This is a genomic window from Streptomyces altiplanensis (assembly GCF_053591575.1).
This window is the reverse complement of the sequence record NZ_JBSFUB010000029.1, coordinates 1-18,819: the sequence shown is the minus strand read 5'-3', so window position 1 is coordinate 18,819 and position 18,819 is coordinate 1. Positions and strand designations below refer to the sequence as shown.

Annotated in this window: 19 protein-coding genes; 11 read left to right on the top strand and 8 right to left on the bottom strand. The window is 72.7% G+C overall.

Features of this window, described 5'->3' with window-relative positions; genetic code table 11:
• Positions 1 to 6 precede the first annotated feature (6 nt).
• The 3 genes from fabG (ACWD0Y_RS15655) to ACWD0Y_RS15645 are packed head-to-tail and all read right to left on the bottom strand — an operon-like array spanning position 7 to position 3,499.
• The gene (gene fabG / locus ACWD0Y_RS15655) at positions 7 to 789 is read right to left on the bottom strand and encodes a 3-oxoacyl-ACP reductase FabG (protein ID WP_450260887.1); all 783 of its coding nucleotides are present in this window, start codon (positions 787 to 789) and stop codon (positions 7 to 9) included.
• Positions 786 to 2,495: a phytoene desaturase family protein gene (locus tag ACWD0Y_RS15650; protein ID WP_450260886.1), complete on the bottom strand. Its 1,710-nt coding sequence runs from the start codon at positions 2,493 to 2,495 to the stop codon at positions 786 to 788. Before ACWD0Y_RS15650 ends, fabG (ACWD0Y_RS15655) begins: the two co-directional genes overlap by 4 nt.
• Complete coding sequence (locus ACWD0Y_RS15645) at positions 2,492 to 3,499, bottom strand: ACP S-malonyltransferase (RefSeq protein ID WP_450260885.1); 1,008 nt, start codon at positions 3,497 to 3,499, stop codon at positions 2,492 to 2,494. The genes ACWD0Y_RS15650 and ACWD0Y_RS15645 overlap by 4 nt, the downstream gene beginning before the upstream one ends.
• Positions 3,500 to 3,759: 260 nt before the next feature.
• On the opposite strand from ACWD0Y_RS15645, the gene ACWD0Y_RS15640 reads away from it, so the two are divergent.
• The 5 genes from ACWD0Y_RS15640 (at position 3,760) to ACWD0Y_RS15620 (ending at position 7,376) form a co-directional block, all read left to right on the top strand.
• Positions 3,760 to 4,035, top strand: a complete 276-nt coding sequence (locus ACWD0Y_RS15640) for an acyl carrier protein (protein WP_093799227.1) — start codon at positions 3,760 to 3,762, stop codon at positions 4,033 to 4,035.
• Complete coding sequence (locus tag ACWD0Y_RS15635) at positions 4,028 to 5,260, top strand: beta-ketoacyl-[acyl-carrier-protein] synthase family protein (protein ID WP_450260884.1); 1,233 nt, start codon at positions 4,028 to 4,030, stop codon at positions 5,258 to 5,260. Before ACWD0Y_RS15640 ends, ACWD0Y_RS15635 begins: the two co-directional genes overlap by 8 nt.
• Entirely contained in the window at positions 5,257 to 6,393 is a 1,137-nt protein-coding gene (locus tag ACWD0Y_RS15630) for a beta-ketoacyl synthase N-terminal-like domain-containing protein (protein WP_450260883.1), read from the top strand. Before ACWD0Y_RS15635 ends, ACWD0Y_RS15630 begins: the two co-directional genes overlap by 4 nt.
• 159 nt (positions 6,394 to 6,552) lie before the next feature.
• Entirely contained in the window at positions 6,553 to 6,957 is a 405-nt protein-coding gene (locus ACWD0Y_RS15625; protein ID WP_450260882.1) for an FAS1-like dehydratase domain-containing protein, read from the top strand.
• Positions 6,954 to 7,376, top strand: coding sequence for a MaoC/PaaZ C-terminal domain-containing protein (locus tag ACWD0Y_RS15620; RefSeq protein WP_450260881.1), 423 nt, complete (start codon positions 6,954 to 6,956; stop codon positions 7,374 to 7,376). The genes ACWD0Y_RS15625 and ACWD0Y_RS15620 overlap by 4 nt, the downstream gene beginning before the upstream one ends.
• Positions 7,377 to 7,469: 93 nt before the next feature.
• Here the strand turns inward: ACWD0Y_RS15620 and ACWD0Y_RS15615 are convergent, their stop codons facing one another.
• From ACWD0Y_RS15615 to ACWD0Y_RS15600, 4 genes are read right to left on the bottom strand one after another with little or no spacing between them, the layout of a single operon-like run.
• A complete protein-coding gene (locus tag ACWD0Y_RS15615) occupies positions 7,470 to 7,913 on the bottom strand; it encodes an ester cyclase (protein WP_093799222.1) in 444 nt (147 codons plus the stop codon).
• 36 nt (positions 7,914 to 7,949) lie between these two features.
• On the bottom strand, positions 7,950 to 8,654 hold the full coding sequence (gene fabG, locus ACWD0Y_RS15610; RefSeq protein ID WP_450260880.1) for a 3-oxoacyl-ACP reductase FabG: 705 nt from the start codon (positions 8,652 to 8,654) through the stop codon (positions 7,950 to 7,952).
• A 4-nt stretch (positions 8,655 to 8,658) separates the two neighbouring features.
• Positions 8,659 to 9,360, bottom strand: a complete 702-nt coding sequence (locus ACWD0Y_RS15605; RefSeq protein ID WP_450260879.1) for an HAD-IA family hydrolase — start codon at positions 9,358 to 9,360, stop codon at positions 8,659 to 8,661.
• Positions 9,357 to 10,349 (bottom strand): AfsA-related hotdog domain-containing protein, encoded by a 993-nt coding sequence (locus ACWD0Y_RS15600; protein WP_450260878.1) that lies wholly within the window; start codon positions 10,347 to 10,349, stop codon positions 9,357 to 9,359. The genes ACWD0Y_RS15605 and ACWD0Y_RS15600 overlap by 4 nt, the downstream gene beginning before the upstream one ends.
• Before the next feature lie 144 nt (positions 10,350 to 10,493).
• Here ACWD0Y_RS15600 and ACWD0Y_RS15595 point away from each other — a divergent pair, with 144 nt between their 5' ends.
• Positions 10,494 to 11,135: a MerR family transcriptional regulator gene (locus tag ACWD0Y_RS15595; RefSeq protein ID WP_450260877.1), complete on the top strand. Its 642-nt coding sequence runs from the start codon at positions 10,494 to 10,496 to the stop codon at positions 11,133 to 11,135.
• Between the two features lie 88 nt (positions 11,136 to 11,223).
• Here the strand turns inward: ACWD0Y_RS15595 and ACWD0Y_RS15590 are convergent, their stop codons facing one another.
• Positions 11,224 to 11,853: a class I SAM-dependent methyltransferase gene (locus tag ACWD0Y_RS15590; protein WP_450260876.1), complete on the bottom strand. Its 630-nt coding sequence runs from the start codon at positions 11,851 to 11,853 to the stop codon at positions 11,224 to 11,226.
• Between the two features lie 266 nt (positions 11,854 to 12,119).
• Between ACWD0Y_RS15590 and ACWD0Y_RS15585 the strand changes: the two genes are divergently transcribed.
• From ACWD0Y_RS15585 to ACWD0Y_RS15565, 5 genes are all read left to right on the top strand, one after another.
• The gene (locus ACWD0Y_RS15585) at positions 12,120 to 12,761 is read left to right on the top strand and encodes a DedA family protein (RefSeq protein ID WP_450260875.1); all 642 of its coding nucleotides are present in this window, start codon (positions 12,120 to 12,122) and stop codon (positions 12,759 to 12,761) included.
• A gap of 124 nt (positions 12,762 to 12,885) precedes the next feature.
• The gene (locus tag ACWD0Y_RS15580) at positions 12,886 to 14,322 is read left to right on the top strand and encodes an MFS transporter (protein WP_450260874.1); all 1,437 of its coding nucleotides are present in this window, start codon (positions 12,886 to 12,888) and stop codon (positions 14,320 to 14,322) included.
• A gap of 56 nt (positions 14,323 to 14,378) precedes the next feature.
• Complete coding sequence (locus ACWD0Y_RS15575) at positions 14,379 to 16,589, top strand: MMPL family transporter (protein WP_450260873.1); 2,211 nt, start codon at positions 14,379 to 14,381, stop codon at positions 16,587 to 16,589.
• On the top strand, positions 16,586 to 17,488 hold the full coding sequence (locus ACWD0Y_RS15570; RefSeq protein WP_450260872.1) for a hypothetical protein: 903 nt from the start codon (positions 16,586 to 16,588) through the stop codon (positions 17,486 to 17,488). Before ACWD0Y_RS15575 ends, ACWD0Y_RS15570 begins: the two co-directional genes overlap by 4 nt.
• Positions 17,485 to 18,672 (top strand): lactonase family protein, encoded by a 1,188-nt coding sequence (locus ACWD0Y_RS15565; RefSeq protein ID WP_450260871.1) that lies wholly within the window; start codon positions 17,485 to 17,487, stop codon positions 18,670 to 18,672. Before ACWD0Y_RS15570 ends, ACWD0Y_RS15565 begins: the two co-directional genes overlap by 4 nt.
• Positions 18,673 to 18,819 lie beyond the last annotated feature (147 nt).

Below are 18,819 nucleotides of genomic sequence, written 5' to 3'. Positions count from 1 at the left end.
CGGTGGTCAGGAGGTGCCGAGGCCACCGCAGACGTTGAGTGCCTGGGCGGTGATGGACGCGGCCGTGTCGGTGGTCAGATAGCCGACCAGGCCCGCGACCTCCGCGGGGGTGGAGTAGCGGCCGAGCGGGATCTTCGACTGGAACGTCTTCAGGGCCACTTCTTCGCCGATGCCGTACGCCGCCGCGTACTCCTGCCGGATCCGCCGGCCCGTGGGTGTCTCGACGTGCCCCGGACAGACGGCGTTGACGGTGATGCCGGTGGGCGCCAGTTCGTTGCCGAGCGCCTGGGTGAAGCCGATGACGCCGTGCTTGGAGGCCGAGTAGGGGGCGTCGAGGACGTCGCCCCGCCGGCCGGCGGTGGACGCGATGTTGATGATCCGGCCGCGCTTCTTGGCGCGCATGCCTCCGGCGGTGAGCACCTCGCGGGTCATCAGGAAGACGCTGTTGAGATTGGTGTCGATCACGTCGAACCACAGCTCGTCCGTGAGCTCCGCGGTGCTGCCGCCGCCGGAGCGGCCCGCGTTGTTCACCAGGACGTCGACCGGGCCGAAGCGGTCGACGGCGTGCCGCACCACGCGCCGGATGTCGTCGCGGTCGCGGACGTCGCCCGCCGTCCCGTCCACGTCCAGAGCCTCCGCCTGGAGCTCCCTGACCGTGGCCGCGACGGTGCGGGCGGTGCGCGCGCACAGGAAGACCTGGTGGCCGCGGGCGGCGAGCGCGCGGGTGACCGCCAGGCCGATGCCACTGGTGGCACCGGTGACGACGGCCACTTTCGGAGTCAGGCTCATCGGCTCTTCTCCAGGGCGGGACCGAGTCCCGGCCCCGTGCGGACGAGCCGGTCCTCGTCGCCGCGGGAGACCTCCAGCGGGTCCCAGTCCGCGCGGCGCTCGGGCAGCGCCGCCGGGTCGCCCAGGGTGGCGCCGCTGTGCACTTCGTGCATCAGGCGGCGGCCCAGGATCTGGCCGGCGCAGGCGATGCCGCTGACCGCCGAACCGGTGATGCCGTTTCCGTAGCGGGTGTTGGCGCCGGTGACGTACAGGCCTTCGACGAAGGTCGCCGTGTCGGGCCGGGCCCCGGCGGCGCCCCAGTGCGCCATCCCGAACGGGGTGCCGCCGGTGGAGTGCGTGTACCGCTCGTGGGTGAGCGGCGTCGCGGTCTCCAGATGGGTGATGTGGCTCCGGAACGGTCCGAGCGCCTCCTCGGCCGCGTCCAGCACGGCCTCGGTGAGCCGGGCCTTCTCCGCCCGGTACACCGGGTTGCGGCGGTACTTCTCGCCGTCGGCCGGGCCCGCCGTGACACCCCAGCGCTCGAAACCGGGGGGACACAGCGTCATCAGCTGGAAGTTGGAGTGGCCCGGCGGGCAGATCCGCGGGGTGACGGGGTCCTTGCCGGAGGCGAACGAGGCGAAGAGGAAGTCGGCCGTGTCCATGCCCCCGGAAGCGGTGTCCGCGCCGGCGCGCAGGCCGGCGTAGAAGCCCTCGATGTCGTCGTTCCGGTACCACCACAGATTGGCGTGCTGCTCGATGTCGATGTCGAGCGCGACGTACACGGCTGCCCAGGGCAGCGCCATCCGGGCGTCCCGCGTCTTGGCGGCGAGCCTGCGCGGCAGCCGTTCCTCGCCGACCAGCCCGAGCATCGTCCGCCGGTAGTCGGCGTTGGACACCACGACCGGAGCCAGCGCCCGGCTGCCGTCGGCGAGTTCGACGCCCCGGGTCCGCCCGTCGCCGACCGTGATCCGGCTGACCCTGCTGTACGTGCGCAGGGCGCCGCCGTGCGCACGGATGACCTCCAGCAGCCCGGCGGCCAGGGTCTGGCCGCCGCCCTCCGGGTAGTACGCGCCGCGCACGTAGTGGTCGGTGACCGTGGCGTGCAGGGCGACGGTCGCCTCGTCGGGCGCCATGCCGTAGTTGGGGGACTGGGCGGCGAGCAGCGTCCGGGCGCGGGTGGACAGCCCGCAGTGGGCGAAGAGCTCGGTGAGCGTACGCCGCCCCCAGGCCACCGACTGCGGTGCGTGCTGCGGCAGCTCGGACATCGGCACGTCACCGGGGGCGACGATCGCGTCCCGCCGCTCCGCGCCCAGGGCGGACACGATGCCCAGGAAGGTGTCGATGCCGGGCGCGTCCGCGGGGCACGCCTCGTGAAGCCGCTTGCGGTACGTCTCCCAGTCGGCCGGCATGTCCAGGGTGGTCCCCGGGATCACGATGCGGTCGAAACCGTCCGGGTCCATCTCCCGGTAGCGCAGCCGGTCGCGCAGGCCGAGACCGTTCAGGATGGCGGGGAGCAGGCCGTCGGAGCCGCAGTCGCCGAGGTAGTGCACGCCGACGTCGAACTCGTACGCGCGGCGCCTGCGGAAGACATGGCTGTTGCCGCCCGCGACACCGCCCTGCTCGGCGACGAGCACCCGCCTGCCGGCGACCGCGAGGTAGGCGGCGCAGACGAGCCCGCCGATCCCCGAGCCGACGACGATCGCGTCCCAGTGTTCCTCCGCGCTCACGCGGCGCTCCGTACCGAGGAGGAGCGCAGCGAAGGCGTCACCGAGGGGTCCGCGGGGGACGGCGCCGGTGCGGGCACGGCGACCAGCTGGCCGGGTTCGGAGATCGTCAGCCGGGAGACCTGGGGGGTGATCTTGCGGGCGAGGCCGGTGAGCGTACGGCCGGGGCCGATCTCCACGAACATGTCGCAGTACAGCTCGTCGGCCATCGTGCGCACCGACTCCGCCCAGCGCACCGGCCCGGTGATCTGCTGCCCGAGCCGCTGCGGCCAGGCATCGGTGCCCCGGTGCGGGCGGGCGTCCACGTTGGCCACGACCGGCGCGTGGCCGGGCCGGAACTCGGCGGCCTGCGCCGCCCGGACGAACGCGTGGGCCGCGGGCCGCATCAGGGGCGTGTGGAAGGCGCCGCCCACCGGGATCGACACGATCCGGAGCGCGCCCAGGGCCTGGGCCGCCTCGGCGCACCGGGCGACCGCTCCGCTCTCACCGGAGACGACGCTCTGCTGCGGCGAGTTGAGGTTGGCCACCCACACCCGGCCGCCGTCTTCGCGGACCCCCGCAGCCGCCTGCTCCACGAGCCCCGGGGACAGGCCGAGCACCACGGCCATGGTGCCGGGCTCCGTGGCGCACGCCGCGCGCATCGCCTCGCCGCGCGCGGTGACCAGCCGTACGCCGTCGTCGAAACCGATGATTCCGGCGGCCACCAGCGCCGCGTACTCGCCGAGGCTGTGACCGGCGCACACGACGGGCCGCTTGGCGGCGGGCAGCGCATGACGCACCTCGTGGAGGATCACCATCTCCAGGACGAAAGTGGCCAGCTGGGCGTTGTCCGTACGACGGAGGGCGTCCTCGTCCGCGCGCAGCAGCAGCTCCACGACATCGCGCCCGGACACCTCGGCCGCCCGCTCCGCCAGGAACCAGCCCGGCCGGCCGGCCCAGGGGCGTCCCATCCCGGGCTGCTGCGCTCCCTGGCCGGGGAATATCAATGCCAATCGTGGACCGCTCATCGTGGCTTCTCCCGTCTCCAGCCGAATCTCCTCCGATTCGAGCAAGGCAATGGTGGCAGCAGGATTTGAAAGGTGTATGAAGGGCAGATAAAAGCGTCGGGGGCGGTTCATGAATAGGCCGGGTATCACTTTCGGGGAATGCCGTGTCTCTTTGGTGCGGCCCCTCTTGCTGCCCGGACTCCGGGCCGCTTACGTTCCTCTCGTCTTGCCCCGCGACAGCGGAAACGGCCCGCGACGGCGGAAAAACGAGAGGTAGACGCATGACTCAGCAGACTGTGGCAACGGCGGCCGACTTCCAGGAGCAGGTGAGCCGGATCGTCATTGAAGAGCTGGAGCTGGAGGAGGGCGAACTCACCGGGAGCGGCCACTTCATCGACGACTACGACAGCGATTCGCTGTCGCTCATCACCGTCGTTTCCAGGATCGAGAAGGAATTGGGAGTCGTCATTCCCAAGACGGAACTCGGCGACCTGGTGAACCTGAGCCTTCTCGTCGAGGCCGTTGTCCAGCACGCCGCGGAGAGCAACCATGGCTGAACTTCCTTCGGCGCCACGGCGCCGGGTGGTCATCACCGGGCTCGGCGCGGTGTCACCGGTCGGCATCGGCGCGGACGTCTTCGCGTCCGCCGTCCGGGCCGGCGCCGACGGCACCGCGCCGATCCAGAGCTTCGACGCGAGCGGCTTCCCGCGCCGGCGGGCGGGCGAGGTCACCGACTTCGAGCCCACCGACCACCTCAAGCGCCTCGACCCGGCGGCATGGGGCCGCAGCGGTCTGCTGGCGGCCGCGGCCGCCCGGCTCGCCGTCGCGGACGCCGGGATCGGCGAGGAGCAGCTGGAGCAGGGCCGGGCCGGGGCGATCATGGGCACCACCAGCGGTGAGTCCGCCGTCGTCCAGGCGCTCGCCGAGCAGTGGGTCGCCGACGGCCTGGAGTCCATCGACGGCGAACTGGCCGGGCAGACCCCGGCCTCGCGCATCGCCAACGCGGTGAGCGCCGAACTGCGGCTGCACGGCGAGACCCAGACCATCCCGACCGCCTGCTCGGCCAGCAACTACGCGCTGGGTTACGCCTACGACCTGGTGCGCAGCGGTGAGGCGGACGTGATGCTGGCGGGCGGCGCGGACGCCGTCAACCGGCTCACCCACGCCGGTTTCTACGCGCTCGGCGCCATGGCCGAGGACCTGCCGCGCCCCTTCGCCGCCGACCGCACCGGCATCCTCACCGGCGAGGGCGGCGCCGTACTGCTCCTGGAGACACTGGAGCACGCACGGGAGCGCGGGGCCCGTATCTACGCGGAGATCCTCGGGTACGCCGCCAACTGCGACGCCGCGCACATGGTGCACCCCGACGCGGCCAGCATCGCCGCGTGCATCCGTGCCGCGCACCGCAACGCAGGTGTCGAGCCGGAGCAGATCGACTACATCTGCGCCCACGGCACGGGCACCCCGACCAACGACTCGACCGAAGTGGCCGCCGCCCGCGAGGTCTTCGGCGGCCGTATACCGCCGATCAGCTCCATCAAGTCGATGCTCGGCCACACCATGGGCGCGGCCAGCGGCTTCGGCGCGATCGCCTGCTGCAAGGCGCTGGAGCAGGACTTCCTGCCGCCCACGGCCAACGTCACCGAGGCGGACCCCGCGCTGGGCGACGGCGTGGACTGCGTACCGGGCACCGGCCGCGAGGCCCGCCTGGACATCGTGCAGAACCACGGGTTCGCGTTCGGCGGCAACAACGTCATCACCATCCTCGGGAGGGTTTCGTGACCACGGCGACCGCCACAGCGGCCGCGGCCGCGACACGGACGGCCACCCGGCCGCTCTACGTCACCAGCGCCGGCGTCGTGTCCTCGGCCGGCCACGGCCTGGCCGCGCTCGCCGGGCTGCTGCGCGACGGAGCCTCGCCGGCCGAGGAGCCGGCCGGCGAGGACGGGGCCGCGTACCCGCCCCGCCCGGTCCGGGCCGTCAACGGCTTCGACGTGAAGGCGCACCTGGGCCGCAAGGGCACCAAGTACCTGGACCGGCTCACCTCCTTCGGCCTGGTGGCCTGCAAGGAGGCCATCGAGGGCATGGACGCCGCCGAGGTCGCGGGGGACCGTACCGGCGTCGTACTGGCGACCAACACCGGTTCCGTGTCCAGCCACAGCACCCTGCTGCACGACACGCTGACCCTGGACAAGCCGTACCTGGTCAACCCGGGCCAGTTCCCGAACACGGTGATGAACTGCGCCGCCGGACAGGTCGCCATCCGCAACGGGCTGCGCGGCCTCAACGCCACGGTGGCCGGCGGCCAGACCGCCTCGCTGCTGGCCTTCCGGCACGCGCGTCTCGCTCTCACGCTCGACCGCGTCGACCGGCTGCTGGTGGGCGGCGCAGAGGAGATCGGCGCCCCCGCGGCCTGGGCCTGGCACCGGACCGGAGTGCTGAAGGAGCGGGCGGCGCTCGGCGAGGGCTGTGCGGTGTTCACGGTGCAGCGGGAGGCACCGGCGGACGACGCGGACGTACTGGCCGAACTGCTCGCCTGCGAGGTGCGCTTCTCGGCCGACGCGCGGGACTACGCCGACGGCCTGTCCGGGGCCGTCACCCGCGCCCTGGACCGCAGTGGGGTCCGCCCGGAGGAGGTGGCCGTCGTCTCCCTCGGCGCCGTCCACCACCGTGGTCTGGAGCGGATCGAGGAGCGCGGTGTGCGGACCGCGCTGGGTGGTGGCGAGCTGCCGCGCACCGTACGGGTCGCCGATGTGCTCGGTGAGACGTACAGCGCCAGTGGTGCGATGCAGCTCGCCGCCCTGCTCGGCCTGTGGCAGGCCGAACCGCCGGCCGAGCGGGAGTACGCGCTGGTCACCTCGGTCGGCCGGGACGGAAACGCGGCCGCGATGGTGGTGCGCAGCCCGCTTCGTTGACCGCCCCGGATCCCCGGATCCCCGGACCACCCCGGACCACCCCGGTCCAGCCCGGCCCCCACCGGACAGCAGCGGCGCCCGTGATTTCCCCCCACGGGCGCCGCTGCATGTTTCCCCGCCCGATTTCCCCGTCCGACTGAAGACAAGGACCCCTGTCCCATGAACACGGCGTACACCGGGCGGAGTTACCCGCCCACCGAACCCTACGAAGTCGGCCGCGAGAAGATCCGTGAGTTCGCGCTCGCGGTCGGCTCCGACCCCGGCGACGGGCGCACCGCGCCCCCGACCTTCCCCATCGTGCTGTCGATGCACGCCGAGAAGCAGGTGGTGGACGACCCCGGCTTCGGCTTCGACTTCTCCCGCGTGGTCCACCGCGACCAGCGGTTCGAATCGGTGCGCCCGGTCAGGTCCGGCGACCGGCTCACCGTCACCGTCGAGGTGGTCGCCGCGGACACCGTCGACGGCAACGACGTCGTGACCCTGCGCGGCCACATCCGCGAGGCGGACGGCGGGGCGCCGGTGTGCGTCACGACGTCGACACTCGTCTCGCGAGGTGGGCGATGACGGCCGCCGGCGAGAGGATTCCCACCCGCACCTTCCGCATCACCCGCGCTGATCTGGTGCGTTACGCCGCCGCCTCCGGCGACCACAACCCCATCCACTGGTCGGACTCCCGCGCCGCGGCCGTCGGACTGCCCGGCGTCATCGCGCACGGCATGCTCAGCATGGGCCTGGTGGCCACCGCCGTCACCGACTGGGCGGGCGAGGGCGTGGCCGTCAGCGAGTACAGCACCCGGTTCAGCCGTCCCGTGCTGGTGCCCGACACCGCCGACGGGGTGGAGCTCACCGTCGAGGGCACGGTCGGCGAGGTCCGGGCGGACGGTTCGGTGCGCGTCGACCTGACGGTGCGCTGCGGCGCGGCGAAGGTGCTGGCGCGGACCCGGGCCGTACTGGCGCCGGGCGCCCGGACGGTGTCCGCGTAGGGCCCGCGGGGAAAGCGCGCACGCACGGAGAAGACCGCCGGTCCCCGAGGGGGCCGGCGGTCTTCTCCGTGGTGCTCCGCGGCGCGGGGCCGGTCAGGCCTGGGTGCCGGCGGGCGGCAGCTTCAGCTCGACGGCGCCGATCTGCGCGAGCAGGAACAGGTCCTGGCGGCAGGCCCAGTGCTCGTGGACGAGGCCGTCGTCACCGACGCGGTAGATGTGGATGTGCTCGACGTCCACCTTGTTGCCGGTGCCCTCGAAGCCGAGGAAGTTGCCGGTGTGGATGCCGGTGAACCGGACCCGGATGACGGCCTTGTCGCCGTCCGCGAAGCTGTCGATGTGGTCCCAGGCGGCCTCGGAGAACACGCTGTTCATCCAGCGGGCGGTGCCGAGGTAGCCGCCGGGGCCGCCGGGGGTGCCGGGCGGGGCCTCGTAGTCGACGAAGTCCGGGGCGACGAGCTCGTGGGCGACCTTCTCGTCCAGGTCGTTGAAGATCTTGCCCATCTGCTGGGCGATCTCCAGCACGGTGGCGTTGGACATGGGTTTCCTTTCTTGGGAGGGGTGGTGCGGGGGGTATCAGTGGCCGACGCCGAGACCGCCGGTGACCGGGATGATCCCGGCGGTGACGTACGACGCCTCCTCGCTGGCGAGGAAGCGCACGACGTGGGCGACCTCGTCGGGCCGGCCGGCCCGGAACAGGGAGGTCTGGCCGAGGACGTGCTCGCGGCGGGCGTCGGTGACGTCCTTGACCATGTCGGTCTCGATCAGGCCGGGCGAGACCATGTTGACCGTGACGTTCCGCTTGCCCACCTCACGGGCGAGCGAGCGGCCGAAACCGATCAGGCCGGCCTTGGACGCCGCGTAGTTGGTCTGGCCGGGGGCGCCGGCCAGCGCGCTCATCGACGTCATGAACACCACGCGGCCCCAGCGGGCCTTGAGCATGTCCGGGACGGCCTCCTTGGCCACCGTGACGGCGGACATCAGGTTGGTCTCGATGACGCTGCGGAAGTCCTCGTCCTCCATGCCGACCAGCAGCTGGTCGCGGGTGATCCCGGCGTTGGAGACCAGCACCTGGATGGGACCGTGCTGGCTGCGGGCCTCGTCGACGGCGCGGCGGACGGAGACGGGGTCCGTCACGTCGCAGCGCACGCCGAACAGCCCCTCGGGCGGCTCACCCGTGCGGTAGGTCACGGTGACCTTGTCGCCCTGGGCGGCGAAAACGCGGGCGGTGGCGAGGCCGATGCCCCGGTTCCCGCCGGTGATGAGCACGGAACGGCTCACGGAATCAGTTCCCTTCTGCGGCTTGCGAGGCAGCTACGGCTGCTGAGGCGTGTGAGGTGTCCGCAGCCGACAGCAGCTCGTCGAGCCGCTCCGCCGCCGCCGCGGTTTCGGTGAAGTGGACGGCGGTCCAGCCGGCCGCCTCGGCTCCCGCGCAGTTGTGCGCGAGGTCGTCGACGAGCACGCAGCGCTCGGCCGGCACCCCCGCCCGCTCGGCGGCGAGCGCGAACATGCCGGGCGACGGCTTGCGGTGGCCGACCTCGAAGGACAGGAGTACGTCGTCGAAGAGCTCGTCCGGGTCGACCATGCGGCGCCAGTGCGCGTCCCAGGTCGGCACCATGTTGGAGAGCATCCCGACGAAGGCGCCGCGCTCGCGCGCCTTGCGCAGCTCCGCGACCCAGGCGAGGTTCGTCTCGCGGCCGTCGAACCAGGCGTCGGCGAGGGTCGTCAGCCGCACGCCGTGCACGCCGTGATCGGCCGCGAGCACGTCGGAGACCTGGCCGAGCCACTCCTCCTCGCTCACGAGGGGGGTGTCGATCGGCTCCATGATGTCGGTGGTGCCGTACCGGGCCGTCACCTTCCCCAGCGCCTGCTGGAGCACCGCGGGGTCGAGCCCCTGGCCGGCGCAGAAGGTGCCCATGGTGTGGGCGATGGACGGGGTCAGTACGCCGCCGAAGTCGGTCCAGACGGCCAGGCGTTCGGTGCTCACAGCTCACTCCCGGAGGCGAGGGTCACGGTCACCCGGGCGATCTCGGCGTCGCCCTGGAGGAAGCGGACCGGCACTTCGCCGCGGCCGCCGTCGAGGCGCGGCCGGGGCGCGGAGGCCCGTACCGTCTCGTCCAGTTCGGCGAAGCGGGAGAACCGGGCCTCGAAGCCGACGGCGTACGTCGACAGCGACTCGTCCACCGCCAGGAACGACAGCTGCCGGGCGGCCTCGACGAGGGTCATGGCCGGCAGGTGGTCGTAGACGTGGTCGAACAGCCCCCGGTTGGCGAACCACGGGGTGACCTGGGCGGTCACTTCGGCGGGGGAGCTCTCGGCGTGGGACAGCACGACGTTGAGCGGGTTGCCGCGGCCCACCCGGGCCGGTTCGACCTGCCGGGAGCCGTCGGCGCCCGGTCCCTGGTCGGGGAAGTCGGAGGTGAGGGGGGCCGGCGTGCCGCGCTGGGCGTGCCGGAGCACCTCGTTCTCGTGCTGGTTGATGAAGAGCACGTCCATCTCGTGCTCCCCCACCTCGGCGTCCCCGATGTAGAAGCGCTGGGCGACCTTGCCCTTGCGGTAGCGGCCGCGCCGGGTGGGCCGGCCGATGTAGTCGGTGTCGATGCGCAGCCGGCCGGGCTCGGGCCCGATCAGCAGCTCCTTGAGCCCGGTCAGGGACAGCCGGAAGGAGTCGACGATCATCGTGGTGCCCTCGGAGAGGCCGATGTGGGTGTGCGAACCGGCGATGGCCGCCTGCCGTCCCGATTCCAGCAGCAGCAGGGCGTCGTACAGGGCGGGCCGCTGCAGATGGTCGCTGTAGTAGCCGTGGATGAGCGGTAGCTGCACCGCTGCGCGCACCTTCTTGAGGGCCAGCGGGAGGATGTCCGTGACGAAGACCTCGGACACCGCGGCCCGGTGCACCAGCGAGCGGTCGACGGTGCGTCCGTAACTGAGCTCGACGGGTGCCGAAGGAATCTCCGGGGCCGTTTGTGTTGTCATACCTGTTCCTTTGGAATCGGGTACCGGTACGGAGAGCCTCGCAGCGCCGGATGGAGCCGGGGTCGAGCGCGAATTCAAGCGCGATAAAAGAGGGGGAATTCCCGAGGGGGCCGGGCGGGTTGCGGGTCCGGTTATGCTCGGGGGATGCGTATAGGAGAGCTGGCGCGGCGCACCGGAATTCCGGTTCCGACCATCAAGTACTACCTGCGGGAGGGGCTGCTGCCTGCCGGTGAGCGCACCAGCCCGAACCAGGTGCAGTACGCCGACGCGCACGTGCGCAGGCTGAAGCTCGTCCGCGCGATGCTGGAGGTCGGCGGCCTGTCCATCGTGGCCGCCCGCGAGGTGCTCGCCGAGGTCGACTCCCCGGCCCGCACGGTCCACGGCATGCTCGGCGCCGCCCAGTCCGCGGTCACCAGGATCACGACGGACCGCGGCACCGAGGAGGAGTGGGAGCGGGCGGAGCGCGAGGTCGCCGACCTGGTACGGCGCCACGGCTGGGTGACGAAGCCGGACAACCCGGGATGGAAGGCGCTGGTCCAGATCGTGCTGACGTACCGGGACCTCGACCGGGGCGATCTGCTGACCCTGCTCGACGGGTACGCCGAGGCGGCCGCCGGGCTGGCCACCGCCGAGCTGGCCGTCCTGGCGCAGGTGCCCAGCACCGACGGCAAGGTGGAGAGCGCGGTGCTCGGTACGGTCCTGGGCGACGCCGCGATGGCGGCCCTGCGCAGGATCGCCCAGGAGGACGCTTCCCAGCGGGTGCAGCAGCGGCCGCACTCCGCCTGACCCGCGGCCGGAACCCCGGCCCGTCCGTCCGTCCGCCTGCTGCCCGGCCCGCCTGCCGCCTGCCGTCCGTCGGAGGACGGCGCGGGAATCAGCCGATGTACGCCGTGCTGGCCAGCGGCGCCAGGTGGTGCACCCGGGCCGGCGGCAGGTTGCCCAGCACCGTCTCGGTGCGGAAGGCGTGGTCGCGCAGCGTCCGGCCCACCACGGCCTGCACCGCGAGCGTCCGTTCGCGCGCCGCGCCCCGGGTGAACGCCCTGCGCAGCGGCGGCACCCCGGCGTAGGCGAAGAACGACAGGGTGCCGCCGGGGCGCAGGGCGCCGATCAGCCGGTCGAAGATGTCCTGCGCGGTCGCCGCGTCGAAGTTGGCGAACGGCAGGCCGCACACGATCGTGTCGTACGAGCCGAGCTCGTGCTCCTGCACCAGGCCGGTCAGCAGCCGCAGCCGCTCCTCGTGGCGGTAGGTGCGAGCCAGCAGGGCGGCGAAGCGCGGATTCGCCTCGACGAGGTCGAGGGTGTCCAGCCGGCCGAGCGAGGCGGCGATGTGCTTGGTCACGGCGCCCGTCCCCGGGCCGACCTCGAGTACCGCGCGCGGCCGGTCGGCGGAGGGCACCACGTAACGGGTCAGGGCTCTGGCGAGCAGTGGGCTGCTGGGGGCGATGGCCCCGGTGTCCCGGCGGGTCCGGGCGAACTCCCTGAAGAACAGCGTCACGTCCGTCATGGCCTCTCCTGCGTCATGGGGCCGCACCCCTCGGTGCGCACGGCGGCACCGTGGTGCTGCGCCGAAAGTGATAGTGCAACTATCGATAGCGTAAGTTATGGTTGTTGAGGAGTTGCCGGTACCCGCGCCCTCCGGACCGCGACACCGACGCTAGTGGGCCTGTGACCAGGGGTCATGACCCACCAACGATCCGGCAGATGTTTCCAAAGGAGCATTGCGCCACCCGACTTGAGGGCCTCCGTAAGCGGCGGCATGAGGGGCTGACCATGGACTTCGCATCGCTCGTGGCATGGATCGACGTCACTTCCGGGCTGACGGCCCGCATGGCCGGAGCGGCCTGCTGGGCGTACGCGATCCTCGCGATCACGACGCTGCCGCCGCTGCTGCCCAACGCCGCGCTCCTGGTCACCGGCGGGATGCTCGCCGCCCGGGGCGAGATGTCACTGACCCTGGTGCTCCTCTCGGTGGCCGGCAGCGCCCTGCTCGGCGACCTCCTGATCCACCGTTTCGGCTGGTCGGCGGGGGGATCGGTACGCCGCCGCATGGCCTCCCGCAAGCGCCAGGGCGAGCTCTTCGACTGGGCCTCCGGGCGCATACAGCGCGGCGGCATCCCGTTCGTGGTCGGCGTGCGCTTCCTGCCGAGCGGACGGCTGCTCGGCGGCCTCGCGGCGGGCGCCGCGGGTTACCCCGCCCACAAGTTCGCGATCGGCGCGGCCCTGGCGGAGGCGGTCTGGGCGGCGTACTCGGTGGGCGTCGGCTACTTCGGCGGCGCGATGAGCGACGACCCGGTCGTCTCGGTCGCCCTCGGACTCGGGCTCTCGCTGGCGGTGGGCGCGGTCGCCTGGCTCGCCCAGCGGCGTACCGCGGTGCCCGCCGCCGCGAACGCTCCTGTCTCCAAAGAGACATGAGGGATTCCACCTCGCGTGAATATCCCTCTCTCTTCGCCCCTGAAATGCTCGCATTGCCGCTCTGCCGAGTCGCTCTGCTGAGAAAAGGAAGCTTGAGGCTGACGTGTCGCACAAGAATTCAGCGGTGCTGTGGGCACTCCTGGCCACATCGGTCCCCATGTTCATGGTGTCGCTCGACAACCTCGTCGTCACCAACGCGCTGGTGGACATCGCCCGTGATTTCCGCACCACCCAGCCCGAGCTCCAATGGGTCGTGAACGGCTATGTGCTGCCTTTCGCGGGCCTGCTGCTGGCCGGCGCCGCGCTGGGCGACCGCATCGGCCGCCGCCGGGTGTTCGTCTGGGGCATCGTGCTGTTCACCGCCGCCTCCGCCGCCTGCGCCCTCGCGGGCTCCATCGGTGCGCTGGTCGCCGCGCGGGTGGCGCAGGGCGCGGGCGCCGCCATGATCCTGCCGGTCTCGCTGACGCTGGCGGTGGCCGCCGTCACGGAGAAGCGGCGCAACCTGGCGGTGGGGGTCTGGGGCGGGGTCAACGGGCTCGGCATCGCGTTCGGCCCGCTGGCCGGCGGCCTCGTGACGGAGGGTCTGGACTGGAGCTGGATCTTCTGGATCAACGTCCCGGTGGGCGTGATCGCCGTTCCGCTGGCGCTCTGGGCCCTCAAGGAGAGCCGGGGCGCCCAACGGCACCTCGACGTCCCCGGGATGACGCTCGTCGCCGGGGCCGTGGTCGCCGCCGTATGGGGCGTCGTACAGGCCGCGGAGCACGGCTGGAGCCGCCCGGGCGCCCTGCTCGGCCTGGTGGCCGCCGCCGCGCTGCTGGCCGGCTTCGTCGCCTGGGAGCGCCGCACGAGCCGCCCGCTCGTGCCGCTGCGCATGTACCGGCTCCCCGCCTTCCTGCTCAGCAACGCGGTTTCCCTGGCCATGTACTTCGGAGTCTTCGGCTCCATCTTCTTCCTCGCGCAGTTCATGCAGGGCCCGATGGGCTACTCGCCCTTCGAGGCCGGCCTGCGCACCCTGCCCTGGACCGCGGCGCCCATGGCGGTGGTGCCCCTGGCGAGCCTGCTGGTGGACCGGGTCGGCGGCGGAGTCCTCCAGGCGCTGGGCTGCGGTCTGCAGGCCGTCGGCCTGGCCTGGTTCGCGCTGGTCCTCAGCCCCGGACTGCCGTACGCGGCGATGGTGATCCCCATGGTGCTGGCGGGCGTCGGCATGGGCCTGGTCTTCGCCGCCAACCCCGCCACCGTGATCGCCTCCGTGGAAGAGAGCGAGCACAACACGGCGTCCGGCGTGAACAACACCGTCCGGGAGTTCGGCGGAGCGCTCGGCATCGCCGTACTGACGACGGTGTTCACCCACGGCTCGGCCGGCCACGTGGCGGACGGACCGCAGGCCGGAGCGGCCGCGTTCACCGCCGGTCTGCAGCCCGCCCTGTGGTTCGGCGCCCTCGTGGTCGCGCTCGGCGCTGTCGCCGCGCTGCTGATCCGCCGCCCGCGGCAGAAGCCCGCGGCGGGAGGCCCGCCCCCCGGACCGCGGTCTCGCAGCGCCGAGCTCGCGGCCGCCGAATGACCGGACGAGCGGCGCCCCCCGCGCGCCGGGCCGTCTCGTACCAACGGAGGAAAGAAATGTTTGCCGCCCTTGGCAAGTTCACCGCGCGACGCCGTAAATGGGTCGTCGTCGCGGCAGTGGTCTTCACGCTGTTCGCCGGCGTATGGGGAACCGGTGTGTTCGGTTCCTTCACCGGCGGTGCCGGCTTCGACGACCCGGCCAGCGAGTCCGTCGCCGCCGACAAGGTGCTCGACGGACCGCTCGGCCGGGAGTCGAACGACCTGATCGTCCTGTACGAGGACAAGGAACGCACCGTCGACGACCCCGCCTTCTCCGACGGTGTGAGCAAGGCGCTCGCCGGCGTGCCGCGCGAGGACATCGAGCGGCTGAACTCGTTCTGGGAGCCCGGCTCGCAGGACAAGGCCGCGTACGTCTCCGAGGACCGGCACGCGACGTACGCCACCGTGCAGTTCACCTCGGACGTGGACCAGGAGCAGGTCGAGTCGCTCGCCGAGATCAAGGAGTCCTTCGAGGCGCCGGGCGTGACGGTCCGTTACGGCGGTGTCGCCGCCATGACCGAGCAGGTCAACTCCCTCACCGGCTCGGACATCGCACGGGCCGAGATGCTCTCCGTGCCGATCCTGCTGGTGCTGCTCGTCCTCATCTTCCGCAGCGCGGTGGCGGCGCTGCTGCCGCTCGCCGTCGGTACGTTCGTCGCCCTGGGCTCCTTCGTCGTGCTGCGCGTCCTGACGATGTTCACCGAGATCTCCAGCACCGTCATCAACGTCATCACCATCCTCGGCCTGGGCCTGGCCATCGACTACGCGCTCTTCCTGGTCAACCGCTACCGCGAGGAACTGCACGCGGGCGCCGACGTGGACACCGCCGTGCACCGCGCCACCGCCACCGCCGGCCGCACCGTCGCCTTCTCCGGCCTCGCCGTCGCCATCTCCTTCGCGGGCCTGGCGCTGTTCCCGTCCCGCTTCCTCAGCTCCATGGGGTACGCGGCCGTGGCCGTGGTCGCCTTCGCGGTCGTCGGCTCGCTCACCCTCCTGCCCGCCCTGCTGCGCTACACCGGCCACCGCATCGACAAGTGGCGCATCCCGCTGCCCGGCGGCCGCCGCCGGGCCCCCGTGGCCGAGACGCAGGGCCGCTGGTACCGCACCGCCCACGCCGTGATGCGCAAGCCGCTGCTGTCCACGCTCGCGATCGTCGCCGTCCTCGTCGGCCTCGGTGCCCCGCTGCTCGGCGTCAACTGGGCGCGCCCGGGGGAGTGGGTGCTGCCGTCCAACGCCGACGCGAAGGTGGTGAGCAAGCAGCTGAGCCAGGACTTCGACGTCAACCCCGCCCAGATCATGACCGCGGTCGTACGCTTCGACGGCCCCGCGCAGCCGCAGCGCGACGGAATCGACGCGTACGCGCAGAAGCTGGCCGCCGTCGACGGCATCTCCGAGGCGCGCACCACCGCGGTCGAGGGCAACGACGCGCGCGTCACCCTGCGCTACACGCCCGACCCCATGTCGGCGCAGTCGAACGACATGGTCCGTGACGTACGGGCGGTCGCGCCGCCCGAAGGCGCCACCACGGCCCAGGTCACCGGCATGCCCGCCTCCCGCGTCGACATCGTCGACATGATCGGCGAACGCCTGCCCTGGATGGCCCTGTTCGTGGCCGTCGTCTCCTTCCTGGTCCTCTTCCTGGCCTTCGGCTCGCTGCTCCTGCCGCTCAAGTCCGTGATCCTCAACCTGTTGTCGCTGCTCGCCGCCTTCGGCGCGATCAAGTGGATCTTCCAGGACGGGAACCTGTCCGGGCTCCTCGGCTTCGAGGCCATCGGCGCGGTGGACGCCAACTTCCCGGTGCTGATCATCGCGATCGCCTTCGGCCTCGCCATGGACTACGAGGTGTTCCTGCTCTCCCGGGTCCGCGAGGAATGGGAGGTCAGCGGCGACCCGGTCGAGTCGGTCGCGCTGGGCGTCCAGCGCACCGCGAAGATCATCACGAGCGCGGCGCTCCTGCTGGTCGTGGTGGTCGGCGGCTTCATGACCTCGTCGATCCTCTTCATGAAGATGATCGGCGTGGGCCTGGTGATCGCGGTGATCGTCGACGCCACGATCGTACGGGCCCTGCTGGTGCCGGCCACGATGGCGCTGATGGGCAAGTGGGCCTGGTGGGCCCCGGCGCCGCTGGCCCGCTGGTGGTCCAAGTACGGCATCCGCGAATCGGACCCGGCCCCCCTGGCGCCGCAGGCCGACCGGTCCGCCGACTCCAGGGCCGGGGCCCTGCGATGACCCCGCTCCGCCCCGATTCCCGGGCGTCCGGGCCCACGGTCACCGTGCCGGGCCCCGGACGCCCCCGGCCCCGGAAGCCCGGGGCCGGGCCGGCGCCCGCCGTCTCCGGCCCCGCGCCCGCCGTGGCCGGAGCCGGAGACGGGGCGGAGCCCGCCGCGGGGCAGGACTCCGGAGCCGCCGGGGCCGTCGCCGCCGGCGTCACCGCCGTACTGGCCGCCCTCTTCGGGGACTGGGGGGCCTGGTCCAGTCCCCTCGGGGCCGGCGCGGCGTGGTTCCCGCTGCCCTGGGGGGTGACCGCGGGCCCGCCCGTGCTGCTGCTCACGATCGCCGGTGTCCTGATCGCGCGGGCCGGCGCCCCCTCCTTCGCCCGTACCTGGGCCCATACGGCCGCCGGGCTCGCCGCCGCCGCCGGCCTGCTGGTGCTGGTGCTGGAACCCCTCCGGCCGGAGACGGTCTGGAACGCGCTCGCCGAGGCCGCGCACGCCGGTCTCTTCGGGGTCGCGCTCGGCTGGGTGCCCGCCCTCGCCGCGCTCGCCCTCACCGGCCGGCGGCCCCGGCGCGGTACCGGACTCGCTCCGTACGTATGGCTCACCCTCCTCGGCGCCGTCGTGCCCCTGATCGCCCTGACCGCGGGCCTCGCGGGGGCCTCACCGGTCCACGGCGCGGTGTGCACGGCCACCGAGTGCATCAGCCCGCGCGCCGGGCTGCTGTTCACCGGCGAGCTCTCGCTGCGCCTCGCGCTGCCCGCCTGGGCCGCGGGCGCCGCGGTGCTGGCCCTGGCCCGGCGCAGCCCCCGCGTCCGCGGGCTGCGCGGCGGGTGGCAGGTGCTGCTCGCGCTGGGCGCCGGCGGACTCGCCGTCCTGTTCTCGCCGGGACTCGTCTTCGGAGCATCCGTATGAATTCGCCGTACAGCAGACGCCGCGTCCTTTCCATGGGCGCGGCCGGAGCCCTGGCCGCCCTCGGCTGGACCGGCGCGAGCGCCGCCGCCGGCAGTGACCCGCGACCGCGGGCCCGGCGGGCGTACATCGGGGGGTTCACCATCGGCGAGTACGGCCTCCCCGGCCTTCCCGGCATCGGGATCGCGGCCGTCGGCGCGGACGGCCGGCTGGAACTCACCGGCTGGCGGCGGGGGATCGAGAACCCCTCCTTCCTCACGCTCTCCCCGGACCGCCGCGTGCTGTACGCGGTCAGCCAGCTCCCCGGCGGGGCCACTGGCGCGATCCACGCCTACCGGATCGACGCCGGACGGCTCCTCCCGCTCGGCCGCCCCCGCTCCAGCCGCGGCGCGGCCCCGGTCCATCTCGCCGTCCACCCGGCGGGGCGCTTCCTGCTCACCGCCAACTACGACTCCGGGCACCTCGCGGTCCTTCCGCTGGGCGCGGGCGGCGAGCTCGGCGAAGCCGTCCACGTGGTACGCCACCGGGGCAGCGGCCCGCACCCCGTGGAACAGCGCGGCCCCCACCCGCACATGATCGCCTTCGACCCGGCGGGCAGCCGGGTGCTCGTGCCCGACAAGGGCGACGACCACATCCACGTCTACGACTTCGACGCCCGCACCGGCCGGCTGACGCTCGCCCACCGGACGCTCGTCGGCCGCCGCACCGGCCCCCGCCACCTCGTCTTCCACCCCTCGGGGCGGCTCGCGTACGTCACCAACGAGCTCGGCCACTCGGTCACCGTCCTGACCTACGACCAGGACACCGGAAGGCTGCGCCCCGTCTCGCACGCCTCGGTCGCCCCGCTCGGCCTCGATCCGCGCAACGCGCCCTCCGCGCTGCACCTCACCCGCGACGCCGGGCTGCTGGTCACCACCGACCGCGGCCTCGACACGGTGGAGACCTTCCGGGTCGGCGGCGCCGGCCGCACGCTCACCCTGCTCGAATCGCAGCCGGTCACGGCCAAGGCTCCCGGCACCCGCTGGCCGCGCGACATCGCACTGGACCTCTCGGACCGCTTCGTCTACGCGGCGAACCAGGCGGGCCAGTCGGTCAGCCAGTTCCGCCTCGATCCGTCCAGCGGCCGGCTGCGCCCGCTGGGGCCGCCCCTGGAGGTGGCGAGTCCCTCCTGCGTACTGCTCCTCTGACGGGGCGCGGGAACCGGCGGAAGCACGGAAGTACGGGCGGCGGCCCCGGGGTGAACCCGAAGTTCGTGGTCCTGCGGGCGGTGAAGCGGTAGCACCGGGTGCGGCGGCGGCGCAGGGCCCCCGCCGGGCCTACGCACCGCCCGGCAG

Bases quoted from the DNA above. Each gene is read 5' to 3' on its own strand.
- ACWD0Y_RS15575 (WP_450260873.1), top strand. From the start codon at position 14,379: ATGTTTGCCGCCCTTGGCAAGTTCACCGCGCGACGCCGTAAATGGGTC.
- ACWD0Y_RS15635 (WP_450260884.1), top strand. From the start codon at position 4,028: ATGGCTGAACTTCCTTCGGCGCCACGGCGCCGGGTGGTCATCACCGGG.
- ACWD0Y_RS15645 (WP_450260885.1), bottom strand. From the start codon at position 3,499: ATGAGCGGTCCACGATTGGCATTGATATTCCCCGGCCAGGGAGCGCAG.
- ACWD0Y_RS15640 (WP_093799227.1), top strand. From the start codon at position 3,760: ATGACTCAGCAGACTGTGGCAACGGCGGCCGACTTCCAGGAGCAGGTG.
- ACWD0Y_RS15620 (WP_450260881.1), top strand. From the start codon at position 6,954: ATGACGGCCGCCGGCGAGAGGATTCCCACCCGCACCTTCCGCATCACC.
- ACWD0Y_RS15570 (WP_450260872.1), top strand. From the start codon at position 16,586: ATGACCCCGCTCCGCCCCGATTCCCGGGCGTCCGGGCCCACGGTCACC.
- ACWD0Y_RS15585 (WP_450260875.1), top strand. From the start codon at position 12,120: ATGGACTTCGCATCGCTCGTGGCATGGATCGACGTCACTTCCGGGCTG.
- fabG (WP_450260887.1), bottom strand. From the start codon at position 789: ATGAGCCTGACTCCGAAAGTGGCCGTCGTCACCGGTGCCACCAGTGGC.
- ACWD0Y_RS15565 (WP_450260871.1), top strand. From the start codon at position 17,485: ATGAATTCGCCGTACAGCAGACGCCGCGTCCTTTCCATGGGCGCGGCC.
- ACWD0Y_RS15590 (WP_450260876.1), bottom strand. From the start codon at position 11,853: ATGACGGACGTGACGCTGTTCTTCAGGGAGTTCGCCCGGACCCGCCGG.
- ACWD0Y_RS15600 (WP_450260878.1), bottom strand. From the start codon at position 10,349: ATGACAACACAAACGGCCCCGGAGATTCCTTCGGCACCCGTCGAGCTC.
- ACWD0Y_RS15595 (WP_450260877.1), top strand. From the start codon at position 10,494: ATGCGTATAGGAGAGCTGGCGCGGCGCACCGGAATTCCGGTTCCGACC.
- ACWD0Y_RS15615 (WP_093799222.1), bottom strand. From the start codon at position 7,913: ATGTCCAACGCCACCGTGCTGGAGATCGCCCAGCAGATGGGCAAGATC.
- ACWD0Y_RS15625 (WP_450260882.1), top strand. From the start codon at position 6,553: ATGAACACGGCGTACACCGGGCGGAGTTACCCGCCCACCGAACCCTAC.